Raw genomic sequence first — 18,066 nt, forward strand, 5'->3', positions numbered from 1 at the left:
AGCCAAAATAGATGCCAGCTTTCCAGATTGTGTGAAAGCGGCTTCGGCGGCTGCATTCATCGCGTCTGACGCTATCGCAAGGCGACTTACTCTGTTGTCGTCATCCCGACGAAAGTCGGGACCCAGAATACTTGCGACACCGCGGCCAGATCGCCCTGGGTCCCGACTTTCGTCGGGATGACGACAATGAGATGGCGCCGCAAACGCCAACCGTTTTCACACAACCTGGAAAGCGGAATGACGGATCGGGACAATCAATACCCGCGTGCCCGCAACCCGGCGAATCCGACAAGCATCAACACAAAAGCCAACACGAGCAATCCGATCTGCGAGTTCGCCGGGACATCCACCACGCCCGCTTCACCCAAAATCTCAAAAGATTGCGCGATGCTGGTGTCGATCCCGCCATTGCTTGTGCCGCCATCATCTTGCAGCACCACCGTCACCATCGCCACACCCGCGGCGCCCGGTGCGACGGCAAAGCTCAGCGTGCCATCGCTTGCAATCTGCGGCGACGTGCTAAACAGCGTGGGGTTGGTATTGCCGATCACCACAATGCTCAATGCTTGATCACCCTCATTGGCCGGCCCGGCCGACAACGCGCTCGCAAACCCAGGCACTGTCTGCAGCCCCATGTTCGCGCCGACACTTGCCGATGGGTTGACGTGGAAGCTCGGCGCATCATTGACTGGCAGCACGGAAATCGCCACGGTTGCGATGTTGCTCAACGCGTCGCCGTCGCTTACTCGATACGTCAGCGAGTCGCTGCCGAAAAAGTCCGGGTTCGCAGCGTAGGAAAACGCGCCATTTGGCGCGAGTCCGCCGACCAGCGCGCCATGCTGCGGCCCGCTCAACAGTGTCGCCGTCAGGGGCGTCGATTCTTGATCCGTGTCCAGACCACCCAGGCTGCCATCGAGCACATTGGCGTTGGTCGCCGCACTGTCCTCCAGCACCACCAAGACATCGTCCACCGCGATTGGCGCATCGTTGATTGGTAACACCGTGATCGAGACCGTTGCGATGTTGCTCATGGCATTGCCATCACTGACCTGGTACGTCAGCGTGTCACTACCAGCGAAGTTCGCGTTGGGGCGATACGTCAACGTCCCGTTCGGTGCGAGTCCACTCACCAAGGCGCCATGCTGTGGCCCGCTTACCAGTATTGCGGTGAGCGCATTGGATTCTTGATCGGTATCCAAGCCACCCAAACTACCATCGAGTACATTGCCGGTGATGCCGGCGCTGTCCTCCGAAAGGCTCACCGTATCGTTGGCGGCGATTGGCGCATCATTGACGGCCGATACGGTGATGGTCACCGTCGCGACATTGCCTGTCGTAACGCCATCACTGACTTGATACGTGAATGCGTCCATGCCCTTGAAATTGGCATTCGGCTGATACGTGAACGTGCCATTGTTGGCGAGACCACCGAGCAACGCGCCACTCGTCGGCCCACTAACGATAGTGGCGCTCAGGGTGTCCTGATCGACATCGGTGTCCTGCCCTCCAGCGCTGCCATCCAATACGTTGCTGGTCACCGTACCGCTGTCCTCAGGCATCGTCACGGCATCATTCTGGGCAACTGGGGCGTCGTTGATTGGCGTCACCGTGATGGTCACGGTTGCCAAGTCACCAGTCGCCGTGCCATCGACGCCAACATAGGTGAACTGATCGGTTCCGTGAAAATTGGCATCCGGTTGATAGGTGAACCCACCGTCGCTTGCCAATCCGCCGATCAATTGTCCCGAGCTTGGTCCGACGATCAGCGACACGGTAAACGGATCAGCTTCCTCATCCGTGTCAGCGCCGCCGAGTGTGCCGTTGATCACATTGCCAGTCATACTGCTGTCTTCAGCGAGGCTTGCTGCATCGTCAAGTGCGAGCGGTGGATCGTTGACTTCGAGTCCACTGGACACGGTGTTGGCCACAAACTCAAGCGTCAACGGCAAGTTGGATACTGCATCGATTGCTGAACTGGTGCCCTGGGTACGATGCCGAATTCGAAGGTCGTCCGGCACGGCTGCAGCGGCCGTGGCTTCGAGCTCGGCGACTACAAAGTAGGTTCGCGTCGCGCCGGCCGCAATCTGTGTGTTGGCTTGGCCGGGTGCGAAGGGAAGCGTGAGCCCGCCTGCGTTCAGCACAAAGGTCGACACCGCAGCGACCTCGATATCGCCACCAGGATTGAACGCGCCCGAGCCGTCATCCAGATACACCGTTAGCCGCGCGAGCAAGGCATCGGCTTGGGCATTGGTCAGCGGCGTGCCCAGCGCGTCTTCGAGCTGCAGGTCGAAGCTACCGAGCGCCATCGCCGAGTCTCCGCTCCGACCTCGGTGCGTGGCGTGCACTCTGAGCATGGGCACGTCGGAGCCGTTGTCAGCGCGAGCAGGCGCCTGATTGACGGTGGCGAGCGCAAACTGGCCGCCGCGGTTGTCCCACCACGCGATATCGCCGAGCCCACGCGCAGCGGCCAACAGATCAAGGCGACCATCGCCATTGACGTCACCCGCGTCGACCGAGTAAATGAAATTGAACCCAGTGGTGATGGTGCGACTGATCCAACTGGTGCCATCGCCCTGCGTGTTCTCCCACCAGGCCAGCCTACTGGAAAATGTGGTGGCCATCATGATGTCGAGGTCGCCATCGCTATCTAAATCGGCAACGCCCGAATGGGAGATATTGCTTTCCGAGGTGCCGACGATGATTTGGGTCCAGACTCCGGTCGCCTGGCCCGGGTTGGCCCACCAACTAAGGGTAGCGCTCGTGCCCTTGGACACCAGGTCAAGATCGCCATCGCCGTCGATGTCACCAATCGACAGCGCGTGGGCGCCAGTTTGCGCCGCCGCGACCGAGTGTTTGGTCCAGGCGAGACCAGTGCCGGCGGTGTTTTCCCACCAAGCCAATTCATTGCCGCCAATCGATGCTGCTGTTACATCTGGATCGCCATCGTTGTCGAGGTCGGCCGTCCGCACACTGTATGGGCCTAGAAACGAGCCGTCGATCACGTGCTTGGTCCAGGCGCTGCCGTTGCCTGCAGTGTTCTCCCACCAAACCACATTGTTGTGGTCGAACGAGCCCGATACCGCATCAAGATCGCCGTCGCGATCGACGTCGGCGGCCGCGATCGTCTCCGCGTTTCCGTAGTTGTTGTCGATCACCACGCGTGTCCAAGTGCTGCCTGTGCCTGACGGGTTCTGCCACCAGACTACGTCATCGGCCGCGCGACCCACGCCCATGACATCGAGGTCGCCGTCGTGGTCGATGTCTGCCGCGTCGAGCCCGACTGGTGCTTCGTATAAAGCGTCGATCATGTGCAGGGTCCAGGCGCTGCCATCGCCGGCAGTGTTCTCGGACCAGTAAACCTTGTCGGAGATTTCGCCACTGAACAGCAGGTCTTGATCACCGTCACGATCCATATCCGCTGCTGAAAGCTCGCGCGCGCCGCCAATGCTGTCGAACGCCAGCTGTTTGCTCGGAAACGTCGCGCTGCGATGAATGGTTTGGTTTTCCCACCAGATCAGATCATCGGCATCGAAGGCTGCGGCAACCACATCGGGATCGCCGTCTTGGTCAACATCGGCAACTGTGGCCATGGCCGCACCATTCAGGCTGGTGGCCAATGTGCGCTGAGTGAATGCGGAGGCGTCGCCAGCGGTGTTCTCCCACCACGCAAGGGTGTCGGTCGTACCGTCGGCGGTCGACACCAAATCGAGGTCGCCATCTTGATCGAGATCGGCGGCGGTCATCGACGAACCACTGGAAGATGCAGGGCTCAGCACATGCCTCGTCCAAGCGTTCGCGTTGCCGCTCGTGTTCTCCCACCACACCGGATTCGTGCTGCCGGCCGATGCAATGAGCACATCCCAATCGCCGTCGCCGTCAAGGTCGGCCGCCTCTGCCCAAACCGGCGTGGACGTCACCGTGTCGATTGTCCGCTTGGTCCAGACGAGGCCGGTTCCCGCGGTATTTTCAAACCAGACGACGCCGTCGGCCGCAGTGCTCGCGGCAAGCAGGTCCGAGTCGCCATCTCGATCCATATCGATCACCGATACCGATACCGTGCCCGTGATCGTGAGGCCGCTCGTGCGCTTGGTCCACGCCGTGCCATTGCCCGCGGTGTTCTCCCACCAGGCAATCGCCGGGCCCGAGGTCGTGCCGGCCACGAGGTCGGTGTCGCCATCCCCGTCCATATCGGCCAAGTCGACCGTCACCGATGTCGAAAAAGCCGCATCCACCGTATGTTGCGTCCAAGTCGAACCGTTGCCGGCACTGTTTGCCCACCAGAGGATGCTTTGTGAGGTTGGCGATGTGCCAACCAGGTCGGCGTCACCGTCGCCGTCGACATCACCGGCCTGCATGACCGGCACACCCGACACGGTTGAGCTGACTTGTCGCTTGGTCCAGACCGAACCATCGCCCGCAGTGTTGTCCCACCACGACACCGGCGACGCCGAATTTGCCGCCGCGACCAGATCAAGATCGCCGTCACCATCCAGATCGGCCATCTCGACGGACCGCGCCGCATCGACGGATCCGTCAATCACATGCGCGGTGAACGGCAACGCTCGCGCGACTGCGCCTGGTGCCACCAGCGCGAGGCAACTGAGCGACGCGAACAAACCGAATACCTGCCACCGCGCCTGCGTTTTAGCCGACCGACCGCTCACCCAGAACTCCTGATTCATTGCCTGCCACCCTGTGATTTAACCGCATCGATGCCATGTTGGAGCGCGACACCGTTCGCAGCCGAGCGGTCTGCACGGTGGACCGCGTGCTGCAATTCGACGGCCGAGCCAACATTGTGGTTGGGACCAGGTCAAGTCGGGCAGGGGCCTCGCTCCTGATCACATAGGCGCAAGAATTGGCCAAATACCGTCAGCGTGGTCTGAAAATTCCTCAGGAACCTCTGAAACAGTTCAAAGGTGCCTGGGCGCGAGGATGGCCCGAACCAGATCCTGCCGCGAGCAATCGCTGCCCGCAGCATTTTGCCGGGCACATCGTGCATACTTGCGGGCCTCTTTTTGGGTGACCCTCATGCGCATGCTTTCGTGGTTCATTGCGGCGAGTCTGAGTTTCGGCGCGTCGGCTGGCGAGTTGTTGATCCGCGCTGATCGCATTCACACGATGGATGACGAGCGGCCCCAGGCGGAGGCCATGCTGGTCGTAGACCAGAAAATCGCCGACGTCGGTGATTTCGCTGAGTTGTCGGAGCAGCACCCGGATGCAACGGTCCAGGATCTTCGCGGACACACTGTGATTCCCGGTCTGATCGACGCCCACGGCCATGTCTTGAGTCTGGGCTTGAGTCTGGCACGTGCCGATCTGGTCGGCACCCGCGATCTACCCGATGTGATCGCGCGCCTAAACGCAGCTGCGGACAAGCTCCCCAAAGACGCCTGGCTGCTCGGCCGCGGTTGGGACCAGAACGATTGGCCCGTGCAGAAGTTTCCGAGCGCTGCGGATCTGGATGCTGCGTTTCCTGATCGCCCAGTCGTGCTGGAGCGCGTTGATGGCCACGCGACCTGGATCAACTCAGCTGCGATCAAACGCATCGGCCGCTCGCTGGACGGCGACTGGCAAGTGGATGGCGGGCACATCGAGCGGGTCGATGGCAAGCCAACCGGCATCCTCATTGATGCGGCGAGTGCGCTGATTGATCAAGTGGTACCGCCGCTCAGCGCCGAAGACAAGACCGCTGCATACAAACTGGCCTTCTCCAACTTGCTCGCCGCGGGCGTGACAGGTGTGCACGATGCCGGCACCTCACTTGATGACCTCAACGTGCTGAAAACGCAGGCGGACACTGGCGCCTTACCGATACGGCTCACCACCATGGCGGATGGCGATAGCGCGGCGTTGGCCTGGCTGTGCAAAAACGGCCGCTACCGTCACGCCAGTGGCCGACTGCAGATGCGCACCGTCAAGCTCTACGCCGATGGCGCACTCGGGAGCCGCGGCGCCGCCTTGCTCGCCGACTATGCGGACGATCACGGCAATCGTGGTTTGCTCGTGACTTCTGAATCCGCGCTAGAAACGGCCATGCAAAAGGCGGCGCAATGCGGCATCCAGATTGCGACCCACGCCATCGGTGACCGCGCGAATCGCATCGTGCTCGACCTTTACCAGTCACTCGCTGGCCAATCAGCGAGTGATCGCCGCTGGCGCATCGAACACGCGCAAGTGCTCGCGCCCAAAGACTTGGCACGCTTCGCCGAGCTGAATGTGATCGCTTCCATGCAACCGACCCACGCCACCAGCGACATGCCCTGGGCCGAGACCCGCCTTGGGCCCGACCGCGTACTCGGCGCCTATGCCTGGCGCAGTTTGCGCGATCGCGGCACCCGCTTGGCGCTTGGTTCCGACTTCCCCGTCGAGCGGATCGAGCCCATCCTCGGCATATACGCCGCGATCAGCCGCCAAGACCAAACGGGCCAACCGGATGGCGGCTGGACCCCGAACCAGCGGCTCACTACGTATGAAGCCCTGCGCGGCTTCACGAGCGATGCCGCCTGGGCCGGCTTTGCCGAATCCGAAGTGGGCCAATTGAAGCCCGGCATGCTGGCCGACTTTGTGGTGCTGGACCAAGATCCGTTTGCCGTGCAGAACGCTGCGATTCCAGGCCTGAAAGTGATATCGACGTGGGTCGACGGCGAGCGTGCCTGGCCGCGTGAGCCACTACCGTGCGCGACGCCCCGTGTCGAAGCCGACGCAAGGCGCTGATTGATTCGATACCGACTTTAAAGCCGCCAGACCGGCGTCAGCCGCACGTCAAATCACCGCGCCCGTATTGTCGTCATCCTGGAAGCCGCAAGCGGATTCCAGGATCCAAGGCAATCTCGCCGCATGCCAACAGCAACTAGCTCAAAGCTCCCAGACGTCAGAACCAGGAGCGGGTTGCTTACGATACCCAATCATTGAGTCGTTCGCAGAAGGGTACGCCAAATACCGTCATCTCATCATGGGCCGCAACCCTTGCACCCACTAGTTTCAACATGCTGCCCCCTAGCGAGCATGATGATCATTGTCTTGGATTCGATTCATCCTTAACTGCCCAAGGTTGTTGCATGAGTATCGGAATGCTATTCAAGTATACGAGAGCATGCGCGCGATCCGGCACCGGTGGCTGTGTTGACGCCATTCTTGGGTATTCCTGTGCACAGACATCGCCGTTTCCTTGATGATCGTCATGGTCGTTGTTCTTCTCAATATCAGTCAGGAAACCGCTCGACATGCGTCTCGCCGCGGCGTCCGAGATACGTCACATGGCGGCCGGTGATCCAGACGGTATACGCGGCGCAGCCGGCGCGTTGGGAGCGCGGTTTGAACTCGGGGTACATCACTTGGCCTTGTTGGGCAGCCACAATCGTGGCGCGGAGCGCGTTGGCATCGAAGGGTTCGGCAATGCCTTCTGTTGGGCGCTCGAAACTAAAATCGGCGGTACTGCCATCGGGGAGGTAGTAGGTGGTCCGGCCGCTGCGGTAGTCAACGTGATAGGACTCCACACCGGCTGCGACCAACTGGCCAATCACTTGGCCGAAGTGGATGGTGCCCTGGTTGGAGGCGTCGAAGGTGGCTTGAATAGCGGCGCGGGTGGTGTCATTCATGGCTGACTCGTGTGCAATGTGAGAAGGGGCGTGACTAGACTGTGGGGAATTCTTTGAGTTGGTGATGCTTGACCAGGTCTTTCATGATCTTGGTCAGCGCAACACGCTCGGTTGCGGGCAAGTGCGCAAAGAAGTGGGCGTCATTCGCGTCGGCCAGCGCGGCGAGTTTCGGGACCAGTTTCTTGCCAGCGACGGTGAGGCGCAGGGATTGCTCGCGGGCGCGGCCGTCTGCCAACGCGCGCTCGACCAAGCCTTTCTCTTCGAGGCGGGAAATCACCTTGGAGGTAGCGCCCTTCGTCATGCCCAGGGCTTCGATCAACGCGGCATGCGTGGCATCGGTTTGCGACCACAGTGACCGCAGCGCAACCCATTCGGAAACCGTCACGCCTTTGGCCGCCATGTGCTGTTGGAAGCGTGCAGACACGTGATTGGAGACAAACCTTAGCCAGAAGCCGATATGGGCTTCGAGGGGTGCGGGAGCTGGCTGCGTCTGGCGCGTGATCATTAGGTTTCCCGGGAAACTAGGTGGCAGTAGTTTCCATGGAAACCTGATAGCGTGCAAGGCCCGTGCGAGTGATTGACGTTTGTTTGGGGCGAGTGGGGTAGGGCGCGACCGATATCGAGCCGGCGGCGCTGCGGGTTGGGTGGGGTCAGCGCGCATGCACGGTGCGCTCACATCCTTTGCACGCAGCGTTGCCAAGCATCGCGGAATTGCTCTGACACGCCTATGCCGCAACAAGCTCTAGTCTGGTTCAAACGTGATCTCCGGATTGCTGATCACGCGCCGCTCGCCCTGGCAGCCGGCGCGGATGCGGCGGTGGCTTTGTTCGTCGTCGAGCCGGAGTGGCTCACGAGTCCGGAATGTGACGCGCAACATGTGGCGTTCATGCGGGGCCACGTGTTGGCGTTGCGAGCGGCGCTCGCGGCGCGGGGCTTGCCGCTGTTGATTCGGGTGGGTTCGGTGCCGACGGTGCTGTCGGAACTGCGGCGAGTTTTTGACTTCACGCATCTCTACAGTCATGAGGAGACGGGGCCAGGTTGGACGTATGCGCGCGATCGCGCCGTCGGGAAGTGGTGTCGGCGCGAGGGGGTGGTCTGGCACGAATCGCCGCAGAATGGCGTGGTGCGACGGTTGAACGATCGCAGCGGTTGGGCGCGGCGTTGGCAGCAGCGGATGGATGCGCGGCAAGTCGTGGTGCCGGAGCAATTTCGGGGTATCTCGGGATTGGATCTCGGTACGTGGCCGGACGACCTGGTGGCGCAGCATGGGCATGCGGATTCCCGGCCATTGCCGGCGATCGGCGAAGTCGCGGCGCATGCGTGTCTGCAATCGTTTCTGGACGGGCGTGGGGCGCGCTATCGCCGCGATTTGTCGAGTCCGCTGACGGCGGAGCAGGGTTGCTCGCGGTTGAGTGCGTATCTGGCGTTTGGGTCGTTGTCGATGCGGCAAGTGCATCAGGGCACAGAGGCGAAAATCACTGCATTGAAGTCGCTCGGCACCGCCGATGCGCGCAGCATGGCGTATCACTTGCGTGGCTTTGCCGGGCGCTTACGCTGGCATTGCCACTTCATGCAGAAGTTGGAGTCGGAGCCGGAGATCGAGTTTCGAAATATTGCGCGGAGCTACGATGGGCTGCGTGAAGACGCATTCGACTGGCAACGGTTTGAAGCCTGGAAGCGCGGTTGCACCGGGTATCCGATGGTCGATGCGTGCATGCGCTCATTGAATGCCACCGGCTGGTTGAATTTCCGGATGCGCGCGATGCTGGTGAGCTTTGCGGCGTATCACCTGTGGTTGCATTGGCGGGAGCCGGGGCTTCATCTGGCGCGGCAGTTTCTGGACTTCGAGCCGGGGATTCACTGGAGCCAGATGCAAATGCAGTCGGGTACCACTGGCATCAACACGTTTCGGATGTACTCGCCAAGCAAGCAACAACTGGATCACGATCCGCATGGTGAATTCATCCGGCGGTGGATTCCTGAATACGGCACCAGCGCGTATCCGAAACCGATTGTTGACGAGAAAACGGCGATTCGAGAGGCGAAGAATTGGCTTTATGGCGTGCGGCTGACAGCAGGGGCAAAGGCGGAAGCGGCTGCAGTGCAAAAGAAGCATGGCTCGCGCAAGAGCGGTTTGCCGCCGAGCGGCAAGCGCCGCCGTGCGACGCGTCATTCGGACGTGCCGCGACAGGCGTCGTTGTTTGCGGATGAGGGCTTGTCGTGAAGCTTGGCGACAAGAACGGTTTTCGTGGTAATAAATCCTATCTGCCGACCAAGCCGTGCGCGGTGTGTGGGCGCACGATGACTTGGCGAAAGGCTTGGGCGAAGAATTGGGAACAAGTGCGCTATTGCTCGGAGCGGTGTCGGCGGGCGCGGTTGACTTGAGGTTGGCGTTCGTCAACTTGCTCACTTCGCCGACCTCTGGCCTGAATCGGCCGCCTACCAGCGCTTGGCAGTCGATTCTTTTCCATTCATCGCGCTACTCGAACCCGTTGCGGAAGATATCCGGGGATTGTGCCGTGTGATTGACGTTCGCAGAGCGACTAAAGCCTTGGGTCCAGGAACCGGTGAACTCAGCGTGCAGCGTTCGGGCGCCGGGCGTTAGGAACGTGATGGAACAGGCAAAGGCCGCGGTATCAGAGGTCCAGTCGATTGGGCTTTCGTCGGTGCAGGATTCGCCGGTGCTGGCGTAAATACGAACGGTCCCGAGCGCTGGCGCGGCGTTGGAGGTAACGAGCGCCGTGATGGTCGTGGCACTGCCGACGGCGGAGGTGGCAGGGTCTACCTGGAAGATCTGCGTCGTGGTCGCAGTGCCCGGTTGGTATCGCACGACCCGGTTGGAGGCCGGTTCACCAACGATCAGCTGGTTGCGCGTGTTGTCATAGTCAAAGTTTTGAGTGTCGCCGCCATTAACTTGGATACCAATGACGCTATTGCTTGAGGTTGGCGTTCCGACTGTGCTGCCGTCGCCGCGGGCGAGCATGACGATGCCGGCATCGGTGGCACTGGCGAAATTGTCGTAGAAGCGAGATTGCACGATGTAGTTGCCGTTGGCCTGCGGATAGACGTTGAGGCCCAATGCATCCTGGGCCTGTGCGCCGCGCAGGCTGTTGGCCCCAGTCACGGGCAGGTTGAAGCCAGCGTCCCACATTGAATGACCATAGAGCACTGCACCACCATTCGAGGCGATGCCATCGTAGCCATTCCAACCGACTACAAAGTCGCCGTTGCCGAGGACTTGGACGGGTTCGTTGGCGCCCCCGGCAATACCCAAACCATCTGACGGCCCGCCGACGAGGGTAAATGCGCTAGGCGCCTGCATCCCGGTTAATCCGGCGCCACCGTTACCGAAACCGATGATGCCGCTGTAGTCAGCGTAGCCGGCGTTGATCGCCAAGTAGTTTCCGTTGGGAAGCGTCACGACGCGCGTGCTGTTCGATGGCTCGTCGTTCGGCGAGATCCAGGAATTCGTAGCGGTCAGCACACCACGAACGCCGGTGTTCCCCGCGCCCCAAGTGAACGCAGCCCGTTGCCCATGCCAGCTGTTCGATTTGACGACGTAGTTGCCGTTGCTGAGCGCGGTTACCCCGTGAGAGCCAACGAAGTCATCTACCTGGTCGCCGACCAGCGCATTGCTCGACGACAGCTCAAAAGCAGTCATTGGGGTGCCCGAGATCCAGGCAACGGCGCCCACATTTGCGAGTGTCGGGCTGTCCCAGCTTGGCGCGGCAATGACGAGATTGCCGTTCGTCAGGGCAGTGCCGTCGATGCCGACTTCGTCATTCAGCCGCGATCCGACCACCGAGTTGGCTTCGCTGACGACGCCGGTCATGCCGGTCGTGCCCGAAACGATCGTTACCGCACCCGCTCCAGCAACCGACCCGCGGTTGAAGTAGCGGCTCATGACTGCGTAATCGCCGTCGCTCAACACGACGATGTGCGACGGGTTGTCCGGAGTCACATTCTTCAAGCCGATGCGGTCGTTACTGCGACCGCCGATGAGGGAGTTGGCGGCCGTGACGAAGCCGGAGATCGCACAGTTCGGTGCGTGCGTGACGGCGCCAACATTGGGTGTTGCGCCGTCGTCCCACAACGGGGAGTTCACCACGCAGTGGCCGTTGCCGAGTTCCGTGACCTTTCCAACCTGGTCGCTCGTGGTATTGCCGAACAGGGCATTAGCTGACGTTACGACGCCGATCCGTTGACTCGGGGTGTTGACGAAGGCAACGGCGCCGACGTCCATCGTGGGGCCGACATCCATGTAGGGAAACTCAACCGCATAGGCCCCGTTGGCCAGGGGCAATACGTTCATAAATAGGCCGTCACCATCCTTTGAGCCGACTAAGGCGAACGCGCCCCAAGTTGCGTCACTGAGGCGGCCCGTTCGGCCCGTCTGCGCGTCACCCCAAATCACGGCGCCGTTGACCGAGGCTCCCTCACTTGTCATCACATAATTACCATCCGTGAGGACGTAGATCTTGGTGGTCATGGAGACGGCATTGACATTGCCAATGTCGACGGCAGTGGCGACAAGAGCGTTGGACTCGTCCATCGTGCCGATACCCCCGGATTGACCATTTACAAACCGGATAGCGCCAATCCGTCGTGGGTTGTCAAGACTTAAGTCCAGCCAGGAATCGCTTCGCACCAGAAAGTTGCCATTGGGCAGGACAGTGACCGAGGCCTTCGAGCCGAACTGGATGTCGAACGCCGAGATCATCGAATTGCTGATCGACACAATGCCCGAGACGCCCGTCGTGGCGCGGCCGAAGCTCAATGCACCTTCCTCGCCGTTCCACAAGGGACTATGGATGAGGTAGTTGCCGTTCGCGAGCACGGTCACGCCATCGCTACCGACCCGGTCGTTCGTCGCACTGCCGCGCAGCGTGCTGATCAGTACGCCGTCTGCTCGATAAAGATAGACGGCGCCGACATCGATTGCGCCAGCATTCAGGTCGAATTCGGGGTCAAGCACCACGAAGTTGCCGTTTGGCAACACCACGACATCCTTGCCGAACTTGCCCGAGCCAGCCGGTCCTGTGATAACCGATTGCGCGGCCACTGCCAAGGTCGGGATTGCGCCGAGGGCAAGCGTGAGGAATAGGGTGGTCAGGCGGTTCATAATGAGCTCCAGGATCGGGGTTACCGGCTGATACGGAGCCAGATGCGAAAACCCGCCAATCCAACCAGGCTCGGATCAATAAAGGCTTGCCTCGTCGGCACAATCGCAATATTGGGTGTCACCACTCTCGGTGCGCCGCCCAGACTGCTACCCTTTACAGGTCATCGGGGAGTAGCCGCACCGGTATTCGGTGGCAAGCGTCAACATACTTGGCCCACAGGCCATGGCGTTTGCAGCATCCACTTGGCAAGACCTTTGACCACTGCACCTCCGATTTGGCCGGGGTGGGCAGTGGTCATTGTCGTCTGTCCGGCCAGGGAGTTTTGATGGAATCCTTATTCGTTTCGACTGGTGTGGTTGCCCTGGCGGAAATGGGCGACAAGACGCAACTGTTGGCCTTCTTGCTATCGGCGCGGTTCAAGAAGCCAGTGCCGATCATTCTTGGCATTCTGGTTGCCACGATTCTGAATCACGGGCTCGCGGGTGCGCTCGGCGCTTGGATCACGGCCACGTTGAGCCCGGAAGTGCTGCGATGGGTGCTCGGGTTGTCGTTCATTGGAATGGCGATCTGGACGCTGATCCCCGACAAGATCGAGGAGGAGGAAAGCGCGGTGGCGAAGCACTTCGGTGTGTTCGGCGCGACGCTCGTGACGTTCTTCCTGGCCGAAATGGGTGACAAGACCCAAGTGGCGACCGTTGCGATGGCCGCGCACTATGCGACACCAGTACTCGTTGTGATCGGCACGACGCTCGGTATGTTGATTGCCGATGTGCCGGCGGTGTTTGTTGGCGACAAATTGGCCGACCGCATCCCGATCCGCGCCGTGCATGTGGTCGCCGCGATCATCTTCGCGCTGCTTGGTGCGGCCACCCTGATCGGCTGGGGTGGCAAGTTGTTGGGCGCTTAGCAGCGTATGGGCAATCGGTGGGCTGTTGCGACGTACCGGTACCGTGAAGCCAGAGTCTTGCCATGACGAACATCCTAGCGATTCGTCGCCCCGGACCTGATCCGGGGCGGGTTTCAAGTTCGCGGCATGCTCACCGGTCGCATGCTGGCGCCCATCCCGCGCTGCCTGTTTGGCCTTTGAATCTACCCAAACAAAAGGCCCGGTCGATGCCGGGCCTTTGTTGATCGAAGCGCCGTCTATTGACTCAGCTTTCCCAACCGCAGGACTGGCCCTTGTTCTGCTCCTTGAGCCAGCCCATCAGCGGTGCGAAGTAGTCGATGATCGCGGTGGCGTCCATCTGCTCCGTGCCCGTGAGTTCTTTCAGCGTGGCTTGCCAAGGCTGGCTCTGACCCTTTTCCAGCATCGCAAAATAGCGCTTGCCAGCTTCCTTGTTGCCGTAGATCGAGCATTCATGCAGTGGGCCGGTGTGACCTGCGGCTTGACATAGTGCGCGATGAAACTGGAACTGCAGGATGTGGGCGAGGAAGTAGCGCGTATAGGGCGTGTTGCCGGGCACGTGGTATTTGGCGCCTGGATCGAAGTCCACTTCGTTTCGGGCCACGGCTGGCGCCACGCCCTGATATGTCGCCTTCAGATCCCACCACGCCTGGTTGTAGTGCTCAGGCGTAATGCGGCCAGAGAACACGCCCCAGCGCCATTGGTCGATCAGCTTGCCGAACGGCAGGAATGCAATCTTGTCGAGTGCCAACTTCATCTGCTCGTTGATCACCGCTTCCTTGCTCTGCACCGGCGTTCCCACCAGGCCGACACTATTCAAATATTTCGGCGTCAGCGACAGCACGATCGTGTCACCAATCGCCTCATGAAAGCCGTCGTGCGCACCGCTCTGAAACAGTGGCGGCAACTTGTTGTAGGCAAGGTAGTAATACACGTGCCCGAGCTCGTGATAGATCGTGCTGAGCTCTTCCTCCGTCGGTGTGATGCACATTTTGATGCGCACATCGCCCTGGTAGTTCATATCCCAGGCTGACGCATGGCACACCACGTCGCGGTCGCGCGGCTGAATGAACTGCGCCTTGCTCCAGAAGCTCTCCGGCAGTTTCTGCATGCCGAGCGACACATAGAAGTCCTCCGCGCGATGCGCCATCGACTTCGCATTCGCGAGGTCCGCCGCATGGCCGGCCTCGACGATCTCCTCCGGCGTCAGCTCCTTGCGCTGCTGCTTGGCGGCATTGGCTAGCGCGATCTCCTTGGCTTTCGCAAATTCGGCGTCGCGCTGTGTCTGCAGAGCGGCGCTGACGTCCAGGCTCGACACGCCGGGATACGGCTCCACTTTCGAATACAGATTGCCCCACTGCTGGGCCCACATGTTGCCCGTAAGGTGGGCCGGAATCATGGTGCCGACGTGGCCTTTGTCGCCGTATTGGTCGGTCAATTCCTTGCGGACGTAGCAATGCAGCTGTTCGTACAAGGGCTTGACCTGGCCCCACAGGCGGTCCGCCTCGACTTCAAACTCGGCCGCGCTCATGTCGTAGCCTGCCCGCCACATCTCGCCCGCGTCGGCGTAACCCAGTTCCTTCGCGCCTTCATTCACAAGGCCGGAGAATTCCTGATAATCCGCGCGCATGCCGCGCGCCACGTTGTGCCAACCAGTCCAGGCATCGAGTTGCGCATCGTAATCGCCACCTGCCGCCAGCACTTCCGAGAGCTGACCCAAGTCGCGGCATTGATCGCCCGTTTCACCATCGCGGCAATATTTGCCGGCGCCGTATGCGCCTTCGAGTTTGGTGGCGAGTTCGGTCAGGCGCGACAGCTTGGCCGGATCTTTCGGGGCGGGCATCGACGTGGACAGTTTCAACAGCTTGATCGAGCGTTCGGTGTAAGGCTTCAGCGCGGGCTTGATCGCATCGAAACGCGCCGAGTCTTCAATGGCTTTCTTCAGGTCACCGAGCGAACGTTCGTTGATCTTGGCAGCCAGCAATTGCGTATCGTCCGAAATATGGGTTACCGACAGCCATTGTGCGGCGGCAGCCTCCGGATAATCCTTCTTGATCTTCGCGTTCAATTCGCTGACGAACTCATCGGCGTCGGCCGAGGTGGGCTTTGGCTTCAGCGAAGTGCCGCAGCCAGTCAGGGCAGCCAGCAGCGCGCTGGCAAGGAGGGCGCGTTTCAACATATCAGTCTCCGGAACGTCGATACAAAAGAGGGTTGAGGGTAGATATGTGCAGTGCAGCACGCAAGCCGTGGCACGGGATCCGGGCGCAATCGGCGCGGTCACTGGGCTTGGTCCGGCTTGCAAGCTCCAGGCGGCTATGACACAAACGCCTTTTGCCGCCGGAGCCCCCATGACTCACGCCCAGTTTCCGAATCTGCTCAAACCCTTGGATCTTGGGTTCACCACCCTGCGCAATCGGGTGCTGATGGGCTCCATGCACACCGGCCTGGAAGATCGTGCCGGCGACTACGACAAGTTGGCGGCGTATTTTGGCGAACGGGCCGAAGGGGGCGTGGGCCTGATCGTGACCGGCGGCATCGCGCCGAATCTGGTGGGTTGGCTCGCGCCGTTTGGCGGCAAGCTGAGCTGGCCTTGGGAAGTGTCTCGGCACAAGAAGGTCACCCGGGCGGTGCATCAGCACGGCGGCAAGATCTGTATGCAGATCCTGCACGCTGGCCGCTATGGCTACCACCCGTTTTCGGTGGCGCCGTCAAAAATCAAAGCGCCGATTTCCAAGTTCACGCCGCGTGCCTTAAGTGCTGGTGGCGTGGAAGCGCAGATTAAGGCGTTCGTGCGTGCAGCAGCCTACGCCCGGGATGCGGGGTATGACGGCGTCGAGGTCATGGGCTCGGAAGGCTACCTGATCAACCAGTTCCTCTGCGCACGAACAAACCAGCGCACCGATGAATGGGGTGGCAGCGCCGAAAACCGCATGCGTTTTCCGGTCGAAATCGTGCGTCGCATGCGCGAGAAGGTCGGCAAGGATTTCATCATCATCTATCGCCTGTCGATGCTGGATTTGGTCGACAATGCGCAGAGCTGGGACGAAATCGTGACGCTCGCGCAGAAGATCGAAGCCGCCGGTGCCACCCTGATCAACACGGGCATTGGCTGGCACGAGGCGCGGATACCGACCATCGTCACGTCGGTGCCGCGCGGCGCGTTTACGTTTGTGACGGCGAAGATGAAAGCGTCGGTCAAGATTCCCTTGATCACGACGAATCGCATCAACATGCCGGCCGTCGCCGAGCAGATTCTGGCGCGCGGTGAGGCCGACATGGTGTCCATGGCGCGGCCGCTGCTGGCCGATTCGGCCTGGGTCCGGAAGGCCGAGTCGGGCCGGGTCGACGAGATCAACACCTGCATTGCGTGCAACCAGGCCTGTCTCGATCATGTGTTCGAGAACCGGCGGGCGAGCTGCCTGGTCAATCCACGGGCATGCCACGAAACCGAACTCGTGATCAAGCCGACCGGCAACAAGCAGAAGATGGCGGTCATTGGTGCCGGCCCGGCTGGTCTCGCGGCGGCTACGACTCTGGCCGAGCGCGGGCACGAGGTGCACTTGTTTGATGCAGCTCCGGAGATTGGCGGACAGTTCAATATGGCCAAGATCATTCCCGGCAAGGAAGAATTCCACGAGACGATTCGCTACTTCAAGCGCAAGCTTGAGACCACGGGCGTGCACGTCACGCTAGGCCAGCGCGTCGATGTGGATGCGTTGAAAGGCCAGGGCTTTGCGCAAGTGATCGTGGCGACCGGCATCACGCCGCGCACGCCGAAGATTGATGGCGCCGACCGGTCGAATGTCTACAGTTATCTCGATGTGCTGCTGCACCAAAAACCGGTAGGCAAGCGGGTCGCCATTATCGGTGCTGGCGGCATTGGCTTTGATGTGGCGGAGTTTCTCGTGCATCAAGGCGAATCGCCATCGCTCGATCCCACGCAGTGGCTCAAGGAATGGGGCGTTGATCAAACGCTCACCGCGCGTGGCGGTGTCGACGGCGTGCGGCCCCATCCGGAGGCGCCGGCTCGTCAGGTTTATCTCATCCAACGCACACCTGGTGCGCCGGGCAAGCGGTTGAACAAGACCTCGGGCTGGGTGCATCGGGCAACGCTGAAGATGAAGCAAGTACAGATGATTGGTGGCGCCGAATATCACCGCATCGATGACCAGGGCTTGCATGTCACGATTGACGGTCAACCGAAGACGCTGGAAGTCGATCACGTTATCCTCTGCGCGGGCCAGGAGCCGAATCGCGGCTTGTACGATGCGTGTGTCGCGGCCGGATTACCGGTGCACAAAATCGGCGGATGCGACGTGGCGTCGGAGTTGGATGCGAAGCGCGCGATCGATCAGGGCACGCGGCTGGCAGCGGCGCTGTAAGCTACGGACAAAGCGATCAGCATTGGGTCAGGCGCTCTTGCTTGCAAAGGCGTGTG

The 18,066-nt window shown here is 60.9% G+C and carries 10 protein-coding genes and 1 riboswitch; of the genes, 5 read left to right on the plus strand and 5 right to left on the minus strand.

What is annotated here, in order from left to right:
- Positions 1-254: 254 nt before the first annotated feature.
- Complete coding sequence (locus C7S18_RS07195; protein ID WP_106890917.1) at positions 255-4,682, minus strand: FG-GAP-like repeat-containing protein; 4,428 nt, start codon at positions 4,680-4,682, stop codon at positions 255-257.
- A gap of 349 nt (positions 4,683-5,031) precedes the next feature.
- Between C7S18_RS07195 and C7S18_RS07200 the strand changes: the two genes are divergently transcribed.
- Complete coding sequence (locus tag C7S18_RS07200) at positions 5,032-6,717, plus strand: amidohydrolase (protein ID WP_240623994.1); 1,686 nt, start codon at positions 5,032-5,034, stop codon at positions 6,715-6,717.
- A gap of 488 nt (positions 6,718-7,205) precedes the next feature.
- On the opposite strand, the gene C7S18_RS07205 is transcribed toward C7S18_RS07200, so the two are convergent.
- Both C7S18_RS07205 and C7S18_RS07210 read right to left on the minus strand, forming a co-directional pair.
- Positions 7,206-7,601, minus strand: a complete 396-nt coding sequence (locus C7S18_RS07205; RefSeq protein WP_106890918.1) for a DUF1398 domain-containing protein — start codon at positions 7,599-7,601, stop codon at positions 7,206-7,208.
- Between the two features lie 34 nt (positions 7,602-7,635).
- On the minus strand, positions 7,636-8,106 hold the full coding sequence (locus C7S18_RS07210) for a MarR family winged helix-turn-helix transcriptional regulator (protein ID WP_106890919.1): 471 nt from the start codon (positions 8,104-8,106) through the stop codon (positions 7,636-7,638).
- A gap of 222 nt (positions 8,107-8,328) precedes the next feature.
- Here C7S18_RS07210 and C7S18_RS07215 point away from each other — a divergent pair, with 222 nt between their 5' ends.
- Together C7S18_RS07215 and C7S18_RS07220 are read left to right on the plus strand one after the other, a co-directional pair.
- Positions 8,329-9,825 carry a cryptochrome/deoxyribodipyrimidine photo-lyase family protein gene (locus C7S18_RS07215; protein WP_106890920.1) on the plus strand — a complete coding sequence of 499 codons (1,497 nt, stop codon included), beginning with the start codon at positions 8,329-8,331 and terminating at the stop codon, positions 9,823-9,825.
- 77 nt (positions 9,826-9,902) lie between these two features.
- Positions 9,903-9,986, plus strand: coding sequence for a DUF2256 domain-containing protein (locus C7S18_RS07220; protein WP_425481095.1), 84 nt, complete (start codon positions 9,903-9,905; stop codon positions 9,984-9,986).
- A 94-nt stretch (positions 9,987-10,080) separates the two neighbouring features.
- Here C7S18_RS07220 and C7S18_RS07225 read toward each other — a convergent pair whose 3' ends face one another.
- The gene (locus C7S18_RS07225) at positions 10,081-12,723 is read right to left on the minus strand and encodes an Ig-like domain repeat protein (protein WP_106890922.1); all 2,643 of its coding nucleotides are present in this window, start codon (positions 12,721-12,723) and stop codon (positions 10,081-10,083) included.
- 154 nt (positions 12,724-12,877) lie between these two features.
- Positions 12,878-13,047: riboswitch (yybP-ykoY riboswitch) on the plus strand.
- Between the two features lie 2 nt (positions 13,048-13,049).
- Here C7S18_RS07225 and C7S18_RS07230 point away from each other — a divergent pair.
- Positions 13,050-13,631: a TMEM165/GDT1 family protein gene (locus C7S18_RS07230; protein WP_106890923.1), complete on the plus strand. Its 582-nt coding sequence runs from the start codon at positions 13,050-13,052 to the stop codon at positions 13,629-13,631.
- Between the two features lie 244 nt (positions 13,632-13,875).
- Here C7S18_RS07230 and C7S18_RS07235 read toward each other — a convergent pair whose 3' ends face one another.
- Positions 13,876-15,807: a M2 family metallopeptidase gene (locus C7S18_RS07235; protein ID WP_106890924.1), complete on the minus strand. Its 1,932-nt coding sequence runs from the start codon at positions 15,805-15,807 to the stop codon at positions 13,876-13,878.
- Between the two features lie 169 nt (positions 15,808-15,976).
- On the opposite strand from C7S18_RS07235, the gene C7S18_RS07240 reads away from it, so the two are divergent.
- The gene (locus C7S18_RS07240; RefSeq protein ID WP_106890925.1) at positions 15,977-18,010 is read left to right on the plus strand and encodes an NADPH-dependent 2,4-dienoyl-CoA reductase; all 2,034 of its coding nucleotides are present in this window, start codon (positions 15,977-15,979) and stop codon (positions 18,008-18,010) included.
- Positions 18,011-18,066 lie beyond the last annotated feature (56 nt).

This window comes from Ahniella affigens (assembly GCF_003015185.1).
Classification (GTDB): Bacteria; Pseudomonadota; Gammaproteobacteria; order Xanthomonadales; family Ahniellaceae; genus Ahniella; species Ahniella affigens.